Consider the following 19,268-nt stretch of genomic DNA (forward strand, 5'->3'; position numbering starts at 1 on the left):
ATTGCTACCCCAGGTTGAGTGTCGTTTTGAGATCGTTGATGCTTTTGGTCATCAAATCGTCGTTCTTGGCTTGAAGTGCGTCGAGCAGCCAGCCCTTTGGTATGCTCCCCTGAACAATGGCCTTCATCGCCTGCAGAAACCCCTCATATCCGTCGTATGCGACAGAGCATTCTTGGAGTCCCCAGTTGTCGGCAAGCTGGTTATCCAAAACCGGCACGACATTGTAGCCGAGGCTGAGATTGAGGCTGCCGGTAATTTTATCGTGCAGGTATTCCTTGGTATACGGATTCTTCATGTTCATCAGGAAAAGTAGGTAGTCGCTTTGGCTCACCAGGGAGAAGAGCGGTTTGAAGGCAAGTTCTCCGTGCAGGTGAATGTTGTCTACCAGTCCGTATCGGCGGAGGTTGGTTTCGTATTTTTTCATCCAATCGCCGGCCGGGGTATAATCCCCGCCAATGATATCAACGCGGTAGCGAGTACCCAGTCCGGCCGCGTTCAGCAGGATGCATGCATCAATGAGTTGATGGTAGTCTCGTCGCTGGTCACCGACACCACCGACACAGACAAAACGCGTGATTTCGCACTCATTTTCCTCTCCTGCTGAACTGCCGTAAAAGAATGAAGGACAAAGCAGGGGTGTGCCGTGGATTTCATTTGTCCTTTCACTGAGAGTGAACAGGTTGGTCTCTGGAATGGAAGGCTGTTTCACTGTGGAGCGATCGAATTTGCTCCTGTGGTGCACGTACGCATATAGCTCGGAGGCGTTGAGTTCCTCCCAGTGTGGTGAATCCATCAGACCGTCATTCAGCCAGTATTCAAAGAGTGTGTTGAAAAACAGGGCGCGGTGGTTTGATTGATTGAGTGCCGACACGCAGTCGCCAACGCTGTCCGGGGTCAACACATGGAAAAATGCAACGTCCACCCCTTCAACGTCCGCCAATGTCTCGAGTATGTCTCTGCTGCTTCGATGCTCACTGCGCAGTATGAAATCGACGCTGAGTCCGACCGCGCTGAATTGTTTAATCAGTGAATGAAATGTTTCCTGATGTGAATGCGTTGGTTCAACGATAGCCACACGGTTTGCTCGGTCCGTGCTGCTCATGATCCGGGAAAATTCGTGCAGCGAGCGGCAGGCGTAAACACCGGCTGCAGGTGCTGAAGGAATTGGGCTGCCTTTGCTGAAACCTTCCGTTATTTTGAGTAGATTGCCTATGGCATCCTCTGCTGAAGCCGATCGGGATAAATGGTTCAGGATGTTCGCTGACATTGTTTCCCACAGTGGTTTTTCTGAGTGTATGCGGGCGCATTTCTCAGCAAAGCCCAAAGGGTCGTTATCAATGAAAGCGTGTTGCCCTTCTTTAAAGGAATATCCCTCTGCTCCGACAGATGTGGCGACTACGGGCAGGCCGCAGGAGGCTGCGCTTCCAATTTTTCCTTTTATACCAGCTCCATAGGTCAATGGTGCAATCATCGCTCGATAGTTGTCCATATGCGGGGGGAGGTCTTCGACAAATCCCACAACCACGACCGCAGGGTGATTTGCAATTACTTCAGGGAGTTCCTCTGCATGCTTGCCGATCAGATGAAGTCGGACATTAGGGAGAAGTTCCTTCAGGTGTGGATAGGCTTCATTCAAAAACCATTCAATGGCATCAATGTTGTGCGGAACCCGGTAGTTGCCAAGAAATACGAAGTCTTTTCGTTCATCAAAAGACGTAGTTGGCGGCGTTGGTTTGTGAATATTGCTGACAACATAGATGGGCTTTTCAACATTGAAAGCGCGTGCGATATCCCGTCCTTCTGACGACCCGACAGCCACGATGCTGTCAGCAACGTCGTAGAGTTTTGACTCCACTTCAAAAAACGAATCGGCAAGAGCCAGGTCTCCCTCGTCGGAGGTAATTCCATACTTTCGATAGTATTTCTTGGCATGGTAATCCATCGTGTCGACGATGACAGGGACGTCGGTGGTCATTTTCCGAATTTTCTTAACTGCCCGATATGCGGTGGTGATCCAGTCGGTTCCCCACAGATTGGTAAACCATACCTGACTCAGCCCGTGTGCAATCGTGGAGTTGACTATGGCATCACTCTTTCTTTCGATGAAGTGAAACTCGATGCCATCAGCAAACATGTCCAGATAGCGCTGGTCGTCAGACGTAGGAAGCCACCAGTGGTAATGGATGGTATATCCTGCTTCGATCAGGCTGGATACCATCTCATACACCCTCAAGTTTGCCGAACTGGCGTCGGGTCTCGGGAGGTAGTCACTGAAGAAACCAATGCATCGATCACTTAGCGTATGAGTGATTTTGGAGCGAGGAGTTTCTTCGTGGTTCGTTTTGGACTTCATGTTGTTTGCACCTTCGTGGCGGCTGGCAGTGTTGTTTCCGTTAGAAACGTGTCAAAAAAATACCACCGGCAGTCATAATGCAAAAAGCGTTCTCATTAACTGTCTTTCTGGTCAGAAAGCCATTTTCGCGCTTTGAGAGTCAATTCTTTCGAGTAATTCAAAAGGGCCTTGAAGCGTTCCTCGGAGTGAAGTCCAACCGTGCGGTTGTGGTGACTTCTGATGCTGTACATTGTCTTGGGGATGTGGACGAAACGTGCGTTATTCATGGCAAATCGCAAATAGCACTCGTGGTCGTCCGCCATTGCCGATTCGTCGTAAAATCCATGCTCAAGGTGCAATGAGCGCCTGTACAGTGTCGCCACTCCACACAAGTACCAATCGCCGAATGATTTCTCAAAGTCATAATCAGGCAATTTGAATTCACGCATGATTCGCTGTTGATCATCGATGACGAACATGTCGCAGTATGCAAAATCTGCCGTGTCATCGTCCAGCGGCTTGGCTAACTCGGAAAACATCTGCGGGTGCACGATGTCATCAGAAGCGATGAATGTGCAATAATCCCCCGTGGCCATCTTGAAACCACGGTTGTAATTTTTTGTTGAGCCGAGATTGGTGTCGCTGGGTTCAAAAAAGATCGTCCGCCCCGGTCTATTGTATCGTTTATGAATTGTTCGTTCGATCTCGTCTGTTTCGCTGTTATAGCGAGCGGCGAAAGAGACCTCTTCAACATCCAGGTTCTCAATCCAGGCAGAAATGACGTCTGCCGAATCGTCCTGGGAGTGATCATCCACGATGATGATTTCGATCTCCGGGTAATCTGAAAAATAGATGGAATCCAGGCACGCTTCTATATATTGAGCGTGATTATAGCTTGGAATAACAACAGATATTTTTTTCATCGTGGTAGTATGTATTGGGGTTGATGATTTTCGTGGGCAGGTGTTTTTTGTCACACCCGGATTGCTACGCTGAAGAAGAGGGTGAGCCGGATACTAAACCGGGATTTATGGAATTGTGTACCCTCGACGTTCAAGGTTGTCTAGCCCTCCATCAGCAGCCCACGAATACCGCACGCGTGGTCAGGATAGGAGAAATTTTGCTTAATCCCATGTATCCCTTTGTGTTTTTTACTCATAAGTGAGGGATGTCCGTATGTCTAGTATCGGCCATATATGTCGACAGCCTGAGAGGCGTGTATCTGTCACGTTGAGAGAATATCCATAAATAGGTACTCTTGCGCAGATTAGTCCATAACTGCAAGCACCGGTGAGAGCTGCCTATGATGGACACCTCGCGCTTATGAACACCAACTACGCCAAGAGATGTGAATGCCCAACACTAATCAATTGATCGCAAAGCATTGGGATAACGTCACTCGCACTGTCGCACTGCCAAGAAGTCGATGGTGGCTTTCCGGCAGAATAACTCGACACGTAAACAGGATTGTTTGTGGTGAGGATATCCCTGGATTCAATCAGGGCGCTGTTGCGCTGCTGAACCAAAAGACAAAAGGGCGAACATTCAAAAGAGGTTTGTCAATCGGGTGTGGTGGGGCTGGTAAAGAGCTTAATTTGATGAAACGTGGAGTCGTTGAGCATTTCGATTTGTTCGAATTGAGCGCAGAGCGGTGCAAAGTGGCAAAAGAGGCATTCAGGAAAAATGGTTATGAGCAGAATGTGAACATCATCAATCAGGAATTCGCTCTTGAAGATGCATCGGCCTATAATTTCATTCATTGGGACAACTCCCTTCATCACATGTTCGACACCGACAAGGCGATCACGGAAACATACAGCCTGCTGAAGCCCGGTGGCATTTTTTTTATGAATGACTTTATCGGTCAATCACGATTTCAATGGTCGGAAGCAGAGCTTGAGGTCGTCAATAGTTTCAGAGACAGCCTGCCGGATGAAGTTTTCACGTTGCCAAATGGGAAAAGAGTTAAAAGGCGAGTAGATCGACCAGACCTCAAGACGATGATCAATCGTGACCCCTCTGAGGCGGCAGACTCTGAATCAATCATCCCTTCATTGAAGAAAAGACTCGATGATCCGGTGATAATACCCACCGGTGGTGTCGTCTACCATGTCGGATTAAACGATATTCTGACCAATATCCCTGAGGATTCTCCGCTGCTGTCTCTTGCTTTGAAGATCGATACAATCGCCAGCAGGAGTGGGCTTAATCAATACGGCGTGTGTATTGCCGAGAAGTAAGCGAATCCAGTGGCTTCAATGGAATCAAAAACAGACTACAATGGCCATCTATTCATGAAGCGTACACAGAGCATCCTGCTGATATTATTCCTTGTCTTTCTGACCTCTTGTGCATCCCACAATCCTGAAAATTTACCCCTCTATGCCATGAGTGTCCGTGAGATGTTTCCAGGGGACATGAAGACACAGGCCCTTGCTTTGGCTGCTGCTGATGGGGACATTGAGCGCATGGACAGACTGGTGGCCCGTGGGGCGGATGTCAACGCCAGGGGGACATATGGGGTGACTCTTCCAACGTGGGTAATACAGCACCCCAACATATCGGGATTTAAGCACCTTATGGAACTTGGCGCAGATCCGAATATTCATTGGGACAACGGAAAAGCCCTCCTTCATTGGATAGCTTTTAAAACAGATGATATTGGCATTGAATATCTCAAAATGGCCCTCGATATTGGGGGCGGAGACCCCAATGTTGAAAGACCATCAAATGGTAAACGGCCAATCCAAAACATTCTTTGGCAGAGAAAATATCGCAATGATGGCTTTGCACTTTTGTATAATGCTGGAGCTGACCTTGATTATAAAGATAAATATGATGTTTCGCTTGTCCATCACACTATTAGAGCAGAGGCTTATGATTTAGTGTACTTCATGCTGATTCAAGGCGTTGATTATTCTGAATCCCAAAAAGGAATTATTACAACTGTTAAGAATCAATCCGAACGGCGGGGCTTAGTGAATGCAAACCACCCTCAGTACATGTGGTTCTGGCGCTGCGTAAATTTTTTTGAAAAGCAGGGAATGAGCTTTGACTTCCTTCCTGCAGATAAGCGGCCAGCCGTCTTGGACACAGCACCTCCACCCATTGCTTCCAAGTTGCATAAGCGCTAGGGGGCATACAGCACTTTGATCATCCGATGTTCTACAGGCTTTCCTGGCTGGATTCGCCGGATATCAGGGCGAACTCTTTCGTTTTGATGAAATCCATGAACTACCATTCCTATAGCCAACCCTCCATATAACCACATCATATGGGCTTTTCGCCCACCTCAATCGATTGAATAATCGTTCTCAGAAATTGGGTTGACAAATCACTGTAACCCCAATATTGCGTTGATAACGATTTTCAATTTCACAAAAGTGAGGGGTGCTATGTGCGCAGCAATCGTGGGTAATCGGCAGTGGTTGGTTGGGATGTGCGAGAGCAATGAGGCGGTTAAACAACATGATTTGACCTGTCTTTCCGGAAGAGAAACGTTTCTGAGTCAGGAGATGGCTTCCGTTGATGTAGTCGTCATACTGACTGATCAAGTCCCCCATGCCGTGCGGCGTCGGGTGCTGTTTACCGCATCCGCGGACAACATCCCTGTGTGCATGCGCCATTCGACTGGTGCTCCGGCTGTCCTGTCCAGCCTGAGCGGTGTGGGGATTGATGCATAGCGCTAAGTGGTTGTGCTGCTGCGACTCTGGCCTGTCATAGTCGATACGCCTTTGAATGTCGGGGTGAAGCCCCATTGCGATGGTCAGTAGCCTTGTCAGGCTGTCTATATTTGGGAGCGGCACGGTGCCACCAGTTCAACAAAGTCCCGATTGCAGGGGATCAAACGGTTATCCGGTGTGAGTGATAGAATGGGAAAAGAGATATTTCAAAAGGAAGTGGATGCGCTTGAGCAGGCTCGGTCTGCCCTTGAGCAGGCCCATGGGCTTGAAAAAGGGGTGGAGCAGGCGTTTCGCACACTGGTCAGCCGGTACGCCAAACTGGTCCGCCAGAGCGGGCGGATGGTCACCATGGGGGACCGGATGCAGAATTCGCTCAATCAGCTCAATAGCGAATTGGCTGCCAGCGAATCCAAATACCGTGGTGTATTCGAGAATGTGACCGAGGGCATTTACCGGTGCGCCCCCGATGGGCGACTGATCGAGATCAATCCTTCCATGGCCGCCATGTTCGGATTCGATGGCATCCGATCCTTCCTTGGCGATGTGATGAACATAAAGGAACTTTTCTGCACCCTCGACGACTATGAACGGTACGAGTCCCTGCTCATGACCGATGGAGTGCAGCGTCAGGAAGTGCAGGCGTGCGGTCCGGATGGGCGAACCATATGGGTCGAGATAAGCGCCAGCCTGATCAAGGGCGAAGCCGATGAACCCGGTACCATCGTCGGCGTGTTGGCCGATGTTACCGAGCGCAAGAAGATGCTTGAGGACATGTGCCGTCTGGCCCGCACCGACAGCCTGACCGGGTTGTGGAACCGCGGATACTTTATGGAACTGTCGTTGCGGGAAGTGACCAGAAGTTTGCGTAATGGCAGTGATCTCTCCCTGCTCATTCTGGATGTGGATTACTTCAAGTCCGTCAATGACACGTACGGTCACGATGTAGGCGATCAGGCGTTGATCAGTATCGCGAATACGGTACGCGATTCGGTTCGCGAGGTGGATATTGTCGGGCGCTACGGCGGCGAGGAATTCGTTGTCCTGCTGCCGGATGCCGCTGTTGGAGCCGCTGCCGCCGTAGCGGATCGAATTACCGGGAATATCCGCTCACGGGTCTTTGATTGCGGCAACGTAAAACTATCCATCACGGCGAGCATCGGCCTGACTTCCTTTGAGCAGGGCGATGATCTCGACAGCCTGCTCAAATACGCGGACATCGCATTATACGCTGCCAAGAAGAAGGGCCGCGACAGGTCGGAAATCTATCGCCGCGAGACCGGCGACTGCGTGACATGCCCGACATCTCGAAAAAGGGAACATACAGTCGGGGAACGGCAATGAGCGTGATGTCGATTCTGCCGCAGGCGCTACTCAACTGGAGCGTGGAACGCAAGATGACGGTCCTGCTTCTGGTGATCATCGTGCTCTTTCCGCTGGCAACGTTCGTGATCCTCCAGTCAGGGGGGACCGAGCAGGCTACCAATTTCCTCATCGGGATTATCGTTGCCTCCATTGTCCTGCTGGTACCTTTTGCCAAGTGGATGAGCCATGTGCTGGCCTTGGGTTCCATCAAGGACATCAATGCCCAGTGCCTGTTGCTCAAGGAAGGAAAGTACGCCCAGGTGGATCTGCCGCCCGTCGAAGCCGAGGGCAATGATTTCCAGACGCTCAAACGGAACATGCACTGGATGGGGCATACCATTGCCGTGCGCGAGCACCGCTTGCAGGCTGCCATGGCAAAGCTGGCCACTGCCCAGCGTCAGATCGGTGAGAGCCTCGACTATGCCCACCTTATCCAGACGTCATTTCTGCCTGCCCGTGCCGAGCTATCTGATTATATCCCCAACCATTTTCTGATCTGGGAGCAGCGAGACACCGTGGGTGGCGATGCCTACTGGCTCAAGCATACGGAAAACGGATTTTTCGTCGGTGTCATTGATTGCACCGGACACGGCGTTCCCGGCGCGTTCATGACGCTTATCGTGGCTGCGCTTCTGGAGAAGGCGGCCTCGGACGGCACCACCAGTCCGGCGGTCGTTCTGGGCCGGATGAATCGGTTGATCAAGGAGTCCCTTGGGCAGACCGACCGTGATGCGCAGTCTGACGATGGAATGGATTGTTCGTTGTGCCATGTGGATTCGGAAACGGGCGAGATCGTCTTTTCCGGGGCCAATTCCCCGCTGTTCATCGTGGACGATGAAGGCGCTCGGTGCATCAAAGGAGATCGATGCGGCCTCGGATATGTGCGCTCGGACCCGGATTTTGTGTTTACCGACGTACCCATCGAAACCGCGTCTGCCCAGAGAATCTATCTGGCGTCTGACGGGTTGCTGGATCAGGTCGGCGGAGAGCGGAATTTCCCGTTCGGCAAGCGCCGGTTCATGGAGTTTCTCGAACAGCACAGGAAGGTCCCGCTTGATGCGCAGGGAGCCGAATTGGTCAAGGTGCTCAATGGATATCAAGGGAATGAAACACGTCGCGACGATGTGACGGTTATTGGGTTTGAACTGTAAGAACTGTGAGTGAGTATCGTGAGTTTGTTCAAATATTACGAAGAAATGCAGAAAGAAGGGGTGATCCTCTACTTCAACGGGCCGGTGTCCCAGCCTGTGGTGGAGTCCATTGCAGAGCTGATGCGGACCAAGATGCGGGCCGAGGAGGCAGGCATGGGGTCGGTGCAACGCGTATTCGCCGTGCTGGTGGAGCAGATGCAGAACATCGTCCGCTACTCCACGGAGCGTCATGTGGATAGTCCCGCCCATGTCGGCGAGATGGCGCACGGACAGGTTGTTGTGGGGCGTGAGGAGGACGGCCGGTTTTTTGTGGCCTGTGGCAACAAGATCCTGTCCGCGGACGAAGGGGGGCTGTCCGAGCAGATGAAGCTGCTCCAGTCCATGAACAAGGCGGAGCTGAAAGCCTATTACAAGGAGCGCCGCAAATCCCCGGACTGCACCTCGAACAAGGGGGCTGGTCTCGGTTTTGTCGAGATGGCCCGCAAGGCGGCGCGTCCCCTGGATTACGACATTGTCCCCGTGGACGGAGAGACCTCCTTCTTTTCAATGAAAGTGGTGACCCAGTAGGAGATGGTCATGAATAAATACAACGTGCAGGCGACCACCTCGTCGCCCTCGATCAATTTCGATCCGGACGCCATGATCTTTGAAATTAAGGGCGAATCCTATCCGGAAAACTGCTGGGCCTTTTACAGCCCGGTATTTGATTGGCTGGGCGACTTTTTCGACACGGTCAATGGAGCGCTGGTCGAGATCGACATGGAAATTATCTACTTCAACTCCTCGTCATCCAAGACCTTCATGGACTTGTTCGAGATGCTCGACGACCAGGCCGAGCGCGGCAAAAAGATCGTGGTGAACTGGCGGTATCACGAAGAAAACGAGTCGGCCATGGAGTGCGGCGAAGAGTTCATGGAAGATGTGGAACGGATTGATTTCAATCTCGTGGAATTAACGGATTAGGAGAAGGAAGCGTGAATGCAAAGAAAGTCAAATCGTCCCTCAGGACCCTCATTTCTCTCAAACAACCCGTATTCGTCTGGGGCGCACCCGGAGTGGGCAAAAGCCATGTGGTGGCGCAGGTGGCTCGTGAAATGGGGCTCGAACTGACGGATGTTCGCGCCGTCCTGCTCGATCCTGTCGATCTGCGAGGATTGCCGTCCGTGAAAGACGGAACCGCTCACTGGTGCCCGCCGTCCTTCCTGCCGACAAAAGGGGAAGGGGTGCTGTTTCTCGATGAATTGAATGCCGCGCCACCGCTGGTGCAGGCCGCCTGCTATCAATTGATTCTGGATCGGAAGATCGGTGAATACACCTTGCCCGATGGCTGGACAGTGGTGGCCGCCGGAAACCGCGAAAGCGATCGTGCCGTGACCCATAGGATGCCGTCAGCGTTGGCTAACCGATTCGTCCACCTTGATTTTACCGTTGACGCGGATACATGGCTTGAATGGGCTGAACGCGCTGGTATAGATGAAGAAGTGCTCGCGTTCATCCGTTTTCGTCCCAAGCTGCTCCATGCCTTTGATCCCAAAAAGAATGACAAGGCGTTCCCATCGCCACGGTCCTGGGAATTTGCCGCCAAAATCATCGCCTCAACCCCGGACCCGGATGTGGAGTTCAGTCTGCTGAAAGGAACGGTCGGACCGGGTGCGGCAACGGAATTCGCGGGTTTTTCTCGGATGTTCAGGCAATTGCCCGATCCGGATGCTGTCATCAACCAGCCAGACACTGCGGTCATCCCTGAAGAACCCGCGACCTTGTATGCCCTGTGCGAGGCGATCGCGAAAAGAGCCGGAGAAAAAACAGCGGAGAACATTGTCACGTATGCATCCAGACTCCCCTCTGAGTTCGGCGTGCTGTTGGTTCGAGATGCCGTAAAACATCATCGCGGCGTTGTGGAAACTCCGGCCTTTTCGCATTGGACAACCGCCAATGCCGAGGTCCTTCTGTAGGTGATCATGGATACGGCACACGCAAAATTGATCAAGGCCCGCACCGGCCTGCTGCTTGAGCATCCCTTCTTCGGCTCCCTCTGCCTGCGCATGGAGCCGAAGGCGGACCCCACCTGCGACACGGCCTGGACCGATGGCAAGACCTTTGCCTTCAATCCCGGTTTTGTGACCGGACTGAGCGACGCCCAGCTCAAAGGGCTGGTGGCGCATACGGTCATGCATCCGGCCTGCCAGCATCACACACGCCGCAATGGTCGCGACCCATCCATGTGGAATCAGGCGTGTGACTACGCCATCAATGGGATTCTGATCGACGCAGGGATTACTTTGCCGCCCAAGTACCTCGACGATCCCTCCTATCACGGCATGTCAGTGGATGACATCTATTCGGAACTTCGCTCCTTCCACCCGGAAGAGGAAAAACCATCCTTGAGTGAAGGGGAAGGAGCGGAAGATGGTGCCGTTGATATGCAGGATATGGATGGCAAGGGAAAAGATGGCGACGGCCTCGGCGAGGGAACGGATTCCAATGGCGGTGATGCCGGAGGCGACGGCGAGGCCGATGGCAGTCAGGGCGGCGATGCCGGTGAGGATGGGAGCGCAGACGGAAACGGCGATCCTGGTGGAAGCGGTGAAGTCAGGGATGCGCCGGACAGTGAGCGCGGCGGTGGAGCGGATGAAAGTCCGTCCGACGAAGAATGGGAGCTGGCCCTGGCACAGGCCGCGCAAAGTGCACGCGAAGTCGGCGAACTGCCGGGGGCGCTGGAGCGCCTCATCAACGACGTGCTCCATCCCAAACTGGATTGGCAGGAACTGCTTTCCCGCTACATCAGCGACCGCGCCCGTGATGACTACAGCTGGACACCGCCCAGCAAACGATTTCTGCATTTGGACGTTGTTCTTCCGTCCTTGTCACACCAGAAGTTGCCGGAGGTGGTTCTGGCCATAGACACCTCCGGCAGCGTGACAGAGGCGGAAATGAACCAGTTTGCCGCAGAGGTTTCCGGTATACTGGAGAGCTTCGATACCACCATTCATGTGGTGTACTGCGACAGTGAGGTGAAGCATTCGGACACCTTCGGGCGGTGCGATCTCCCGCTGGAAATCCGGCCTGAAGGTGGTGGGGGAACCGACTTCCGACCGGCCTTTGCATGGGTGGAGAGGGAAGGTCTTGATCCGGCATGCCTCGTGTACCTGACCGACCTTGAATGCCTGAGCTTTCCCGATCGCGAGCCGGACTATCCGGTGCTCTGGGCGCAGGTGGGGCAGGGTGGCAAAGTGGTTCCGTTTGGTGACGTCATAGAGATTCGATAAGGAGAGACCATGAAAATACATTGGGAAATACTCAAGAAACGCGGCAACCACAGGCCGGTTTTGAAATATGAAATCGAGCTGGAACAGTTTGAGGTTGACATCGCCGTGCCGCAAATTGTCCTTGATTCAGCCATTGCCCGGCCACCGTCTGCGTGGCGCTCCTACTGCTATCCCGGTGAAGATGAGCGAGGCGGGGCAGCGTTGGAGTGGTATCGACTGATGACGCCGTCCCACAAGCAGCGCAAGGTGTCGGATTCCCTCACCCTTGCCTGGCGCGGCGCTGACAATGAGTTCGTCGATGTTCAGGCCGCGTTCGAGCGCCTGCGTCACGATTTCGAGGCGGCATTGAGAATGGCGTACGACTATGCACCGCTGGAGTTTGTCGAAACCCTGGAACTGACCAGACAGACACGTGAACACATCGTGAGTGGTGTTGCAAAGGCAAGACTGTTGTCAGCCGTTGGATTTTAAGAATTGTAAAGAGAAGGATTTGAGTAGTCACATGACTCAGTCTGCAGAAAACTATTTCATATCGTATATCAAGGAAAACGGGTTGAGCATGACTCCCCAGCGGAAGATCATTGTCGAAACCTTTCTGGAAACCGAAGGGCATTTTTCAGCCGAACATCTGCATGACCTGGTGCGAAGCAAGGTGCCGGACGTGGGGCAGGCAACCATTTACCGGACGCTGAAGCTCCTGCTGGATTCCGGTCTGGCCGACACCATCGAGACCGGAGATGGCGGTGCATTGTATGAGCATGCCTATGGGCACGATCACCACGATCACCTTATCTGCGTGCACTGCAACAGGAAGATCGAAATATTTGATGAAACCATTGAGGCGCGTCAGGAAGAAGTCGCGAAGCAGCATGATTTCAAACTGACTCGACACCGGATGTACCTGTACGGCATTTGTCCTGATTGCTCTGGATAGGATGCTTGTCCTGCTTGTTAATGAGAACGCCCCGCCAATGTCATATTGGCGGGGCGTTCTCATGTGTGGTTTACCGCTGTTTTTGTTTCTTTTCCGTGTCCACAGGAGGTGCCTGGTCCTCGTTGGACGCCTCCTTGTAGTTGGGAAACATGGATCGAAGGCCGCGTTGCAGGAAATCCTTTGATTTGTACTTGCTGTTGATGCCTCGTTTGAACGTCATTTTACACTCCTTGGATCAGTGTTGACTCCCGGATGGCCCGGGTGCGTTGTTCCATTGCAATCGCTGCACAACCCGCTGCAATTGCTACACAGTCCGTACAATACACTTTGATAACGAAAGAGGGTGAAGCCCTGTTGCCGAGCTGTCTCCTGTTGCAAACACTCAAAATATGGATTTCGGATCGGTATGGTTTTCCCACATCGTTCACAAATCATCTGACTGGAGTGATCTCCCATGGGTTCATAGTGGGTGATCCCGTCATTTTTATGGATACAACGTGCGATCCCCGCATTGTGCAGGTGTTTGACCGTCCTATACACCGTCGATCGGCTGACCGAGTCATCCACCTGTTGCACGTTGTTGAGAAGATCTTCAGGGCAAACCTCGCCTCTGTTGCTTATAAATACTTTAAATATAAGTAGTCTTTGCTTCGTCAACTTGAGGCCGTTGTGAGACAGATACTCTTTGAAAGCGGTCAGTGCTTCTTTCATTTTTCATCCTGATTCGTGTTAAATCCGCGGTAATGACTTTCAATCTCAATTAGAGGGTCTTTGTGCCTGCATTCTGGCTTCGTGTTGAGATTGATGGTCAACATATTGTTTTTGTTGACCATCATGCGCTCAAGGCATATTAGTGATATCGAAATTCATTATCAATTGCAACCACAGGTTGCATAATGAGGGGAACGAAATGCAAACGCAAAAGACACTGAAAACCGTCATGGCGGGTAATAATGCATTCATCATCGCAGTCGACGCAGGACATAAGGCGAGAACACGACTGGAGTCGCTCGGTATCATCCCCGGTGTCGAGGTTGATGTGGTGAGCAATACCAATGGCCCCATGCTTGTTTCCATCGGAGAAAGCCGCGTCATGGTTGAACGCGGTGTGGCCGAAAAAGTGATCGTGGCCTAGCTCGCGGCAGACTATTTGAGAGGGAATGTATGACATTAGATGAAGGGGCTGTACCAGATAACTAGCCCATATGTCTTCTAACCCACTGTTTCAGTTGTTTAAACTGGCTTCGCGGATTGCTGTTATTAAAACGCCACTCGCATTCCTTTAAAAACAGAGAAAAATGCTTGGTTGGAATGCCGTTGAATTTCCTCATATGGCGTTTGGCCTGGTTCCAAAAATTCTCGATTCCATTGATGTGGTTGTGGCTATCTGCAAACAGCTTCGAGTGGTTGATTCGGAAGTGTTTGAACGCTGACACATCAAGGACATTGTAGCCATACCAGCAGTCCGAGTAAACCACACTGTCTGGCTGGATTCTTTCCTGAATAATGGGAAGCAAGGTTTTACCTTTCGCATCAGGAATCACCTGTGTATAGACCTTCCCGCCCCTTTTAAGGATTCCAAAAACAGGAACCTTACCAGCCGCCCCACGTCCTCTTTTGCCCTTTCGCTTGCCACCGAAGTAGCTCTCATCGACCTCAAATTCGCCAAAATCCATCCCTTCACAGGACTCTTCTACCGCTATGATTTCCCGGAGCCGGTGAAAGTAATAGGCGGCTGTTTTGACGTTCACACCAACCAGATCGGCAGCGCAACGAGCTGTCGTGCCAGCCACAAAATGTTCGATTAAACGAAGCTGCTTGTCCTTGCTCAAACGACTTTTTCGCATTGCCATACCGATAACCCAAAGGAGTTATCTGGTACAGCCCCTAGAAATTGTACGAAACGCACCGCTCGTTGATCCGGTCGAAGTGCATCTTGACGGATACCATGTATCGATCCGCCACTCGGAAGCCAAACGGATAGTGGTGGAGGCGTAATGGGTACTCGGAATCTGCTGGTTGCCCTGGCAGGACAACCCAACTGCGGCAAGTCCACCGTCTTCAATCTGCTGACGGGCGCCCGCCAGCATGTGGCGAACTATCCCGGTGTAACGGTTGAGAAGAAAACCGGTTCGTACACCGTGGATGACACTTGCGTGGAACTGGTCGATTTGCCCGGCACTTACAGCCTGACCTCGTATTCCCTGGAAGAGCGTGTCGCCCGTGATTTTTTGCTGGGAGACAACCCCGCAGTGGTTATCAATGTTGCCGACGGATCCAATCTCAAGCGCAATCTCTATCTCACGCTTCAATTGCTGGAGATGGAAGTGCCCACCGTACTCAATCTGAACATGATGGATGTGGTGGAGCGGCGTGGTCAGAAAATTGATATCGCTAGGTTGCAGGAGATTTTGGGCATCCCTGTTGTCCCCACCAAGGCCAAGAAAGGGGAGGGTAAGGAAGCTCTCAGAGTCGCGGTCAAACAGTTGGCCGACTCGCGCACAGAGTCAATGTTCTCCATTGATTACGGATTGATGGAGCCGCATATTGCCGAGTTGGAAAAGGAGCTTCGGGAAGATCCGGTTCTCAGCATCCAGTATCCGGTTCGATGGCTGGCCATCAAACTGCTGGAAAATGATGTTGAGGCGATCACCCTGCTGGAGCGCACGCATCCCGATGCGCAGCAGGTATTGCAGCTCAAGGAGTCTTGCCGAACCCGTTTTCAGGAAGAGGCAGGAAACAGCATTGAACGACACATCGCCTTCACCCGCCATGGGATGTGCGCGAAGATCACCCGTGAGACCGTGACTTTCCCGGCTGACAAGCGGCGTTCTCTTTCTGATCGTGCTGATAAATATGTCTGCAATCGGTATCTCGGCCCTGTTATTCTCATAGCCATTCTGATGGTCCTGTATCAGGTAGCCATCGTGTTCGGTAACTGGCTTGCCTTGCAGGTATGGCCTGCATGGGGTGCTCTTGAGAATTTTGCAGCGGAATATTTGCCTGCGGCCGGGTTCGTTGATGATCCGCTTTTACGATCACTTGGCATGTGGGTTGTCAAATCCACCACGGCCATCCTGAATTATCTGCCCATTTTCTTTCTGCTGTTCAGCCTCATCGCCATACTGGAAGACAGCGGATACATGCCGCGCATGGCGTTCATACTGGATCGCCTGTTCCGTCGTTTCGGTTTGCACGGTCAGTCAACGCTGCCGATGATTCTTGGCGGTGTCTATGTGGGAGGCTGCGCCATCCCCGGGGTCATGGCTACCAAGGCCATCCCGGACGAGCGGGCGAGGCTTGCGACGATCATGATCGTGCCCATGATGAACTGCCTGGCAAAGGTGCCGCTCTACCTGATTCTCATCGGTGCGTATTTTGCCGATGTGGGTGGACTCGCCATGTTCTTTATCGCCACTGTGACGCTGTTCATGGCTCTTCCTGTTGCCAAACTGCTGTCCCTGACAGTGCTTAAAAAACAGCCGAGTGCGCCGTTCATCATGGAAATGCCGCCGTACCATATCCCTGCTTTGGCAGGCACCATGCGTCGGGCCGGTGAGCGTATATGGCTCTTCCTGAAAAAGATCGTCACCGTGGTAGCGGCCGTGGCCGTGGTCGTCTTCGTGCTCATCAACTACCCGGGTCTGCCCGAGGATAGGCAAGCGTACTATGACGACATGAGAAGTACGGCCGTGCAGCGCTTCATGAAGGATGTCTACAAGACCGAGTTCAATGGACAAATCCTGCAATCCGATGTGCTGCCCATCATCCTTTTTGATGAGTCCCTCAAGCGCGCCAAGCAGGGCGTGACCGACAGCGACAAGGCGGCTGCCATCAACGATCAGTTCCAGGCCGACAACCCGGTGTATTACGCCGTGGTCAAACGTGTGGGCAAGGACGGGAAAAAGCTGAATCGGTCTCTCAGGAATGTCATCAAGGTCAGAAAGAAGGTGCGCCGCGAATCCCGCTCCGAGCGGTTTGAAAACAGCTTCCTCGGAACCATGGGTAAGGCGCTCGAACCCGTGACCCAGTGGGCCGGATTCAACTGGCGAATCAATATCGCGCTTCTGTCCGCGTTTGCGGCAAAGGAAAACTCTGCGGCCACCCTCGGTTCCATCTATGGCATTGACGGCGACCAGAGTGTGCAGGAGTCCATGAAGGCCGGGGAGACCGGATTCACCGCGCTTCATGCCTTGGCTCTCATGCTGTTCATGGCGCTGTATCCGCCGTGCGTCCCGACTTCCATCATGGTCCGTCACCAGTCCAATTCCACCAAGTGGATGTTGTTCTCCATCGGCTACCAGACTCTGCTTGGCCTTTTTGTGGCGAGCCTTGTCTTCACCGGTGGAACAGTCCTCGGGTTGACGGGCTTCCAGACAATGTGGGCCTTCTACGGTCTGTGCGTGGTCGCCACCCTCGTAATGGGCTTGATTCCGACCCCGGACGAGAAGGAAACCGACGTGATTGCAACGACAACACCTTGTAAAGAAAATTGCTCTTAAGGAGGAGTGAACAATGAAAAAACTGACTATCGTACTGACTCTGGCCGCAATGGTGGCCTTCGCCGGACAGGCATTTGCCCACAGCCCGCTCATGAGCTGCTTTGACAATGGCGACAACACCGTTACCTGCGAAGGCGGCTTCTCTGACGGCTCATCCGCTGCCGGGGTCAAGCTGTATGTCAAGGATGGCAATGGAAAAACCATTCTGGACACCAAGATGAACGAGGACAGTGAGTTGACCTTTGACAAGCCTGCAGGCGCTTACATGGTCATCTTCGATGCCGGTGAAGGGCATGCTGTTGAAGTCAACGGTTCTGACATCGTCGAGTAAGGAAATCCAGCGCAGGAGGCATTTATTTTCTGCGCTTTTATTTGAACATCGTATTGAGAATAACATTCAAATTCAATTAACGAGGAGTATCTGATGAGAAAACGTTTTATTCCCCTTCTGACCGCCTTGTGCGTCCTGGCTGTGTCCGGTTCCGCCTTTGCCCACTTCATGGTCTTCTACACACCGGAAATGATCATGGAAAAGGGCAAGGATCTGGACATGCGCATCGCCTTTACCCACCCGGCAGAAGCGGGGCACATGATGGATATGGGCGGTGTTGAGGAGTTCTACGTTCTGAAGGCCAAGGGCGACAAGATCGTCAAGACCGACCTGAAACCGCACCTCAAGGAGATCACCTGGAAGAACCCCCATTCCGAAGCCACTGCATTCTCTGCCGTGGTCCCCAAGAAAGTCGTCCGCTCCATGGGAGACTATGTCTTCGTCATGAAGCCCGGTTACTACTTCGAGAAAGAAGAAGACGTGTACATGCAGCAGATCACCAAGCTGATCGTCAACGTCGGTGAAATGCCCACCCTGTGGAACGAGCCTGTTGGCCTGCCGTGCGAAATCGTCCCCATGATCAAGCCCTATGGTCTGTGGGCCGGCAACGTGTTCAAGGCACAGGTTCTCTCCGAAGGCAAGCCTGTTGCCAATGCCGAAGTTGAAGTCGAATACATGAGCCACATGCCCAACCTGAAGACCAACTCCATGCCTGCCGAGTCCTCCGTGGATTACCCCAATGGCGCGCTGGTCACTCAGACCATCTTCTCCGATGCCAACGGGTACATCACCTTCGGTATCCCCAAGGCTGGCTGGTGGGGCTTTGCCGCTCTCGGCGTCGGTCCTGATACCGAGTACAAGGGTAAGGAACTCGGCCAGGATGCAGTCATCTGGGTCAAAGCCGAAGAAATGAAGTAATTCAAGCTCTTTCCTTGCAACAATAAAGAGCACCTCTACAAAGGATGCGGCGGGTCAGTAGCCCGACCCGCCGCATCGAACATATTTCTCCAAGGCGGTAACATGACGACTCTTCCTGAAGCACGGGGCATCGAGATCGAGGACATTTGCGAATTTCAGGTTCTCGATGCGGTTCAGATGACCGTGCATCAGTTCGCGGAATCCCTCAGCTATATCATTGATGCCAAAGATCATTGTACGCATAGCCATTCCGAAGAGGTCGCTGTCATGGCACAGACCATCGGTCAGCAGATGGGACTTTCCGCCAAGCAGGCCGATATCCTTCATGTGGCAGGGCATCTTCACGACATCGGCAAGGTGGGGATTCAGGACGCGATCCTCAAGAAAAGGGGACCGCTGACCAAATCCGAGTTCGCCATCATCAAGCGGCACCCGGAAATAGGTGCCCAGATAATGGGACCTGTCACCCCGTTTTCGGGTAAAAACGGCATCGTAAAAATGATTCTGCATCACCATGAGCGCTATGACGGAAAAGGGTATCCGCACGGGCTGAAGGGAAAGGAAATTCCCCTTGGTGCACGTATTATCGCCGTGGCAGACAGCCTGTCGGCCATGCTTCAGGAGCGCCCGTATCGAAAGGCCATGACGTATAAGGAAGCCATGGATGAAATCGTTGATTGCACCGGCACACAGTTTGACCCGCAGGTGGTGAATGCCTTTTTCGGCGTACACGATATCATCTGGGATTACCTCCAGTCGTTGCACAAACGGGAGGGAGCCGCGTGA

The 19,268-nt window shown here is 52.6% G+C and carries 22 protein-coding genes; 17 read left to right on the top strand and 5 right to left on the bottom strand.

What is annotated here, in order from left to right; genetic code table 11:
- Positions 1-4: 4 nt before the first annotated feature.
- Complete coding sequence (locus DPRO_RS15400) at positions 5-2,218, bottom strand: glycosyltransferase (protein WP_157917517.1); 2,214 nt, start codon at positions 2,216-2,218, stop codon at positions 5-7.
- Between the two features lie 230 nt (positions 2,219-2,448).
- Positions 2,449-3,255, bottom strand: coding sequence for a glycosyltransferase family 2 protein (locus DPRO_RS15405; protein WP_097012862.1), 807 nt, complete (start codon positions 3,253-3,255; stop codon positions 2,449-2,451).
- A 429-nt stretch (positions 3,256-3,684) separates the two neighbouring features.
- On the opposite strand from DPRO_RS15405, the gene DPRO_RS15410 reads away from it, so the two are divergent.
- The 11 genes from DPRO_RS15410 to DPRO_RS15460 all read left to right on the top strand — a co-directional run bounded on the left by DPRO_RS15410 (position 3,685) and on the right by DPRO_RS15460 (position 12,731).
- Positions 3,685-4,572, top strand: coding sequence for a class I SAM-dependent methyltransferase (locus DPRO_RS15410; RefSeq protein WP_097012863.1), 888 nt, complete (start codon positions 3,685-3,687; stop codon positions 4,570-4,572).
- Between the two features lie 54 nt (positions 4,573-4,626).
- Entirely contained in the window at positions 4,627-5,466 is an 840-nt protein-coding gene (locus DPRO_RS15415) for an ankyrin repeat domain-containing protein (RefSeq protein WP_157917518.1), read from the top strand.
- 261 nt (positions 5,467-5,727) lie between these two features.
- Positions 5,728-6,015 carry a DUF2325 domain-containing protein gene (locus tag DPRO_RS15420; protein WP_097012865.1) on the top strand — a complete coding sequence of 96 codons (288 nt, stop codon included), beginning with the start codon at positions 5,728-5,730 and terminating at the stop codon, positions 6,013-6,015.
- A gap of 189 nt (positions 6,016-6,204) precedes the next feature.
- Positions 6,205-7,356: a sensor domain-containing diguanylate cyclase gene (locus DPRO_RS15425; protein WP_097012866.1), complete on the top strand. Its 1,152-nt coding sequence runs from the start codon at positions 6,205-6,207 to the stop codon at positions 7,354-7,356.
- Positions 7,353-8,528, top strand: a complete 1,176-nt coding sequence (locus DPRO_RS15430) for a PP2C family protein-serine/threonine phosphatase (RefSeq protein ID WP_097012867.1) — start codon at positions 7,353-7,355, stop codon at positions 8,526-8,528. Before DPRO_RS15425 ends, DPRO_RS15430 begins: the two co-directional genes overlap by 4 nt.
- Positions 8,529-8,546: 18 nt before the next feature.
- Positions 8,547-9,095: a SiaB family protein kinase gene (locus DPRO_RS15435; protein WP_232005622.1), complete on the top strand. Its 549-nt coding sequence runs from the start codon at positions 8,547-8,549 to the stop codon at positions 9,093-9,095.
- Between the two features lie 9 nt (positions 9,096-9,104).
- On the top strand, positions 9,105-9,491 hold the full coding sequence (locus DPRO_RS15440; RefSeq protein WP_097012868.1) for a DUF1987 domain-containing protein: 387 nt from the start codon (positions 9,105-9,107) through the stop codon (positions 9,489-9,491).
- Positions 9,492-9,502: 11 nt separating this feature from the next.
- Entirely contained in the window at positions 9,503-10,483 is a 981-nt protein-coding gene (locus DPRO_RS15445) for an AAA family ATPase (protein ID WP_097012869.1), read from the top strand.
- Positions 10,484-10,489: 6 nt separating this feature from the next.
- Positions 10,490-11,797, top strand: a complete 1,308-nt coding sequence (locus tag DPRO_RS15450; protein WP_097013776.1) for a vWA domain-containing protein — start codon at positions 10,490-10,492, stop codon at positions 11,795-11,797.
- 9 nt (positions 11,798-11,806) lie between these two features.
- Positions 11,807-12,268, top strand: a complete 462-nt coding sequence (locus DPRO_RS15455) for a hypothetical protein (RefSeq protein ID WP_097012870.1) — start codon at positions 11,807-11,809, stop codon at positions 12,266-12,268.
- Between the two features lie 31 nt (positions 12,269-12,299).
- Entirely contained in the window at positions 12,300-12,731 is a 432-nt protein-coding gene (locus tag DPRO_RS15460) for a Fur family transcriptional regulator (RefSeq protein ID WP_097012871.1), read from the top strand.
- Positions 12,732-12,801: 70 nt separating this feature from the next.
- On the opposite strand, the gene DPRO_RS20125 is transcribed toward DPRO_RS15460, so the two are convergent.
- Positions 12,802-12,951, bottom strand: a complete 150-nt coding sequence (locus tag DPRO_RS20125) for a hypothetical protein (RefSeq protein ID WP_157917520.1) — start codon at positions 12,949-12,951, stop codon at positions 12,802-12,804.
- Positions 12,948-13,442 carry a Fur family transcriptional regulator gene (locus DPRO_RS15465; RefSeq protein ID WP_097012872.1) on the bottom strand — a complete coding sequence of 165 codons (495 nt, stop codon included), beginning with the start codon at positions 13,440-13,442 and terminating at the stop codon, positions 12,948-12,950. The genes DPRO_RS20125 and DPRO_RS15465 overlap by 4 nt, the downstream gene beginning before the upstream one ends.
- A 199-nt stretch (positions 13,443-13,641) precedes the next feature.
- On the opposite strand from DPRO_RS15465, the gene DPRO_RS15470 reads away from it, so the two are divergent.
- Complete coding sequence (locus DPRO_RS15470; protein ID WP_097012873.1) at positions 13,642-13,866, top strand: FeoA family protein; 225 nt, start codon at positions 13,642-13,644, stop codon at positions 13,864-13,866.
- A gap of 61 nt (positions 13,867-13,927) precedes the next feature.
- On the opposite strand, the gene DPRO_RS15475 is transcribed toward DPRO_RS15470, so the two are convergent.
- Complete coding sequence (locus DPRO_RS15475; protein WP_097012874.1) at positions 13,928-14,578, bottom strand: IS1595 family transposase; 651 nt, start codon at positions 14,576-14,578, stop codon at positions 13,928-13,930.
- On the opposite strand from DPRO_RS15475, the gene DPRO_RS20640 reads away from it, so the two are divergent.
- From DPRO_RS20640 to DPRO_RS15500, 5 genes are all read left to right on the top strand, one after another.
- Positions 14,514-14,729, top strand: a complete 216-nt coding sequence (locus DPRO_RS20640; RefSeq protein ID WP_157917521.1) for a FeoA family protein — start codon at positions 14,514-14,516, stop codon at positions 14,727-14,729. The genes DPRO_RS15475 and DPRO_RS20640 overlap by 65 nt on opposite strands.
- On the top strand, positions 14,729-17,233 hold the full coding sequence (gene feoB, locus DPRO_RS15485) for a ferrous iron transport protein B (protein ID WP_097012875.1): 2,505 nt from the start codon (positions 14,729-14,731) through the stop codon (positions 17,231-17,233). Before DPRO_RS20640 ends, feoB begins: the two co-directional genes overlap by 1 nt.
- 13 nt (positions 17,234-17,246) lie before the next feature.
- Positions 17,247-17,564: a hypothetical protein gene (locus tag DPRO_RS15490; RefSeq protein WP_097012876.1), complete on the top strand. Its 318-nt coding sequence runs from the start codon at positions 17,247-17,249 to the stop codon at positions 17,562-17,564.
- Between the two features lie 93 nt (positions 17,565-17,657).
- A complete protein-coding gene (locus tag DPRO_RS15495; protein ID WP_097012877.1) occupies positions 17,658-18,482 on the top strand; it encodes a DUF4198 domain-containing protein in 825 nt (274 codons plus the stop codon).
- Positions 18,483-18,584: 102 nt separating this feature from the next.
- Entirely contained in the window at positions 18,585-19,268 is a 684-nt protein-coding gene (locus DPRO_RS15500) for an HD-GYP domain-containing protein (RefSeq protein WP_097012878.1), read from the top strand.

This window comes from Pseudodesulfovibrio profundus (genome assembly GCF_900217235.1).
Lineage (GTDB): Bacteria > Desulfobacterota > Desulfovibrionia > Desulfovibrionales > Desulfovibrionaceae > Pseudodesulfovibrio > Pseudodesulfovibrio profundus.

Bases quoted from the DNA above. Each gene is read 5' to 3' on its own strand.
- DPRO_RS15400 (WP_157917517.1), bottom strand. From the start codon at position 2,218: ATGGTATCCAGCCTGATCGAAGCAGGATATACCATCCATTACCACTGG.
- DPRO_RS15405 (WP_097012862.1), bottom strand. From the start codon at position 3,255: ATGAAAAAAATATCTGTTGTTATTCCAAGCTATAATCACGCTCAATAT.
- DPRO_RS15410 (WP_097012863.1), top strand. From the start codon at position 3,685: ATGCCCAACACTAATCAATTGATCGCAAAGCATTGGGATAACGTCACT.
- DPRO_RS15415 (WP_157917518.1), top strand. From the start codon at position 4,627: ATGAAGCGTACACAGAGCATCCTGCTGATATTATTCCTTGTCTTTCTG.
- DPRO_RS15420 (WP_097012865.1), top strand. From the start codon at position 5,728: ATGTGCGCAGCAATCGTGGGTAATCGGCAGTGGTTGGTTGGGATGTGC.
- DPRO_RS15425 (WP_097012866.1), top strand. From the start codon at position 6,205: ATGGGAAAAGAGATATTTCAAAAGGAAGTGGATGCGCTTGAGCAGGCT.
- DPRO_RS15430 (WP_097012867.1), top strand. From the start codon at position 7,353: ATGAGCGTGATGTCGATTCTGCCGCAGGCGCTACTCAACTGGAGCGTG.
- DPRO_RS15440 (WP_097012868.1), top strand. From the start codon at position 9,105: ATGAATAAATACAACGTGCAGGCGACCACCTCGTCGCCCTCGATCAAT.
- DPRO_RS15450 (WP_097013776.1), top strand. From the start codon at position 10,490: ATGGATACGGCACACGCAAAATTGATCAAGGCCCGCACCGGCCTGCTG.
- DPRO_RS15455 (WP_097012870.1), top strand. From the start codon at position 11,807: ATGAAAATACATTGGGAAATACTCAAGAAACGCGGCAACCACAGGCCG.
- DPRO_RS15460 (WP_097012871.1), top strand. From the start codon at position 12,300: ATGACTCAGTCTGCAGAAAACTATTTCATATCGTATATCAAGGAAAAC.
- DPRO_RS20125 (WP_157917520.1), bottom strand. From the start codon at position 12,951: ATGACGTTCAAACGAGGCATCAACAGCAAGTACAAATCAAAGGATTTC.
- DPRO_RS15465 (WP_097012872.1), bottom strand. From the start codon at position 13,442: ATGAAAGAAGCACTGACCGCTTTCAAAGAGTATCTGTCTCACAACGGC.
- DPRO_RS15470 (WP_097012873.1), top strand. From the start codon at position 13,642: ATGCAAACGCAAAAGACACTGAAAACCGTCATGGCGGGTAATAATGCA.
- DPRO_RS15475 (WP_097012874.1), bottom strand. From the start codon at position 14,578: ATGCGAAAAAGTCGTTTGAGCAAGGACAAGCAGCTTCGTTTAATCGAA.
- feoB (WP_097012875.1), top strand. From the start codon at position 14,729: ATGGGTACTCGGAATCTGCTGGTTGCCCTGGCAGGACAACCCAACTGC.
- DPRO_RS15490 (WP_097012876.1), top strand. From the start codon at position 17,247: ATGAAAAAACTGACTATCGTACTGACTCTGGCCGCAATGGTGGCCTTC.
- DPRO_RS15495 (WP_097012877.1), top strand. From the start codon at position 17,658: ATGAGAAAACGTTTTATTCCCCTTCTGACCGCCTTGTGCGTCCTGGCT.
- DPRO_RS15500 (WP_097012878.1), top strand. From the start codon at position 18,585: ATGACGACTCTTCCTGAAGCACGGGGCATCGAGATCGAGGACATTTGC.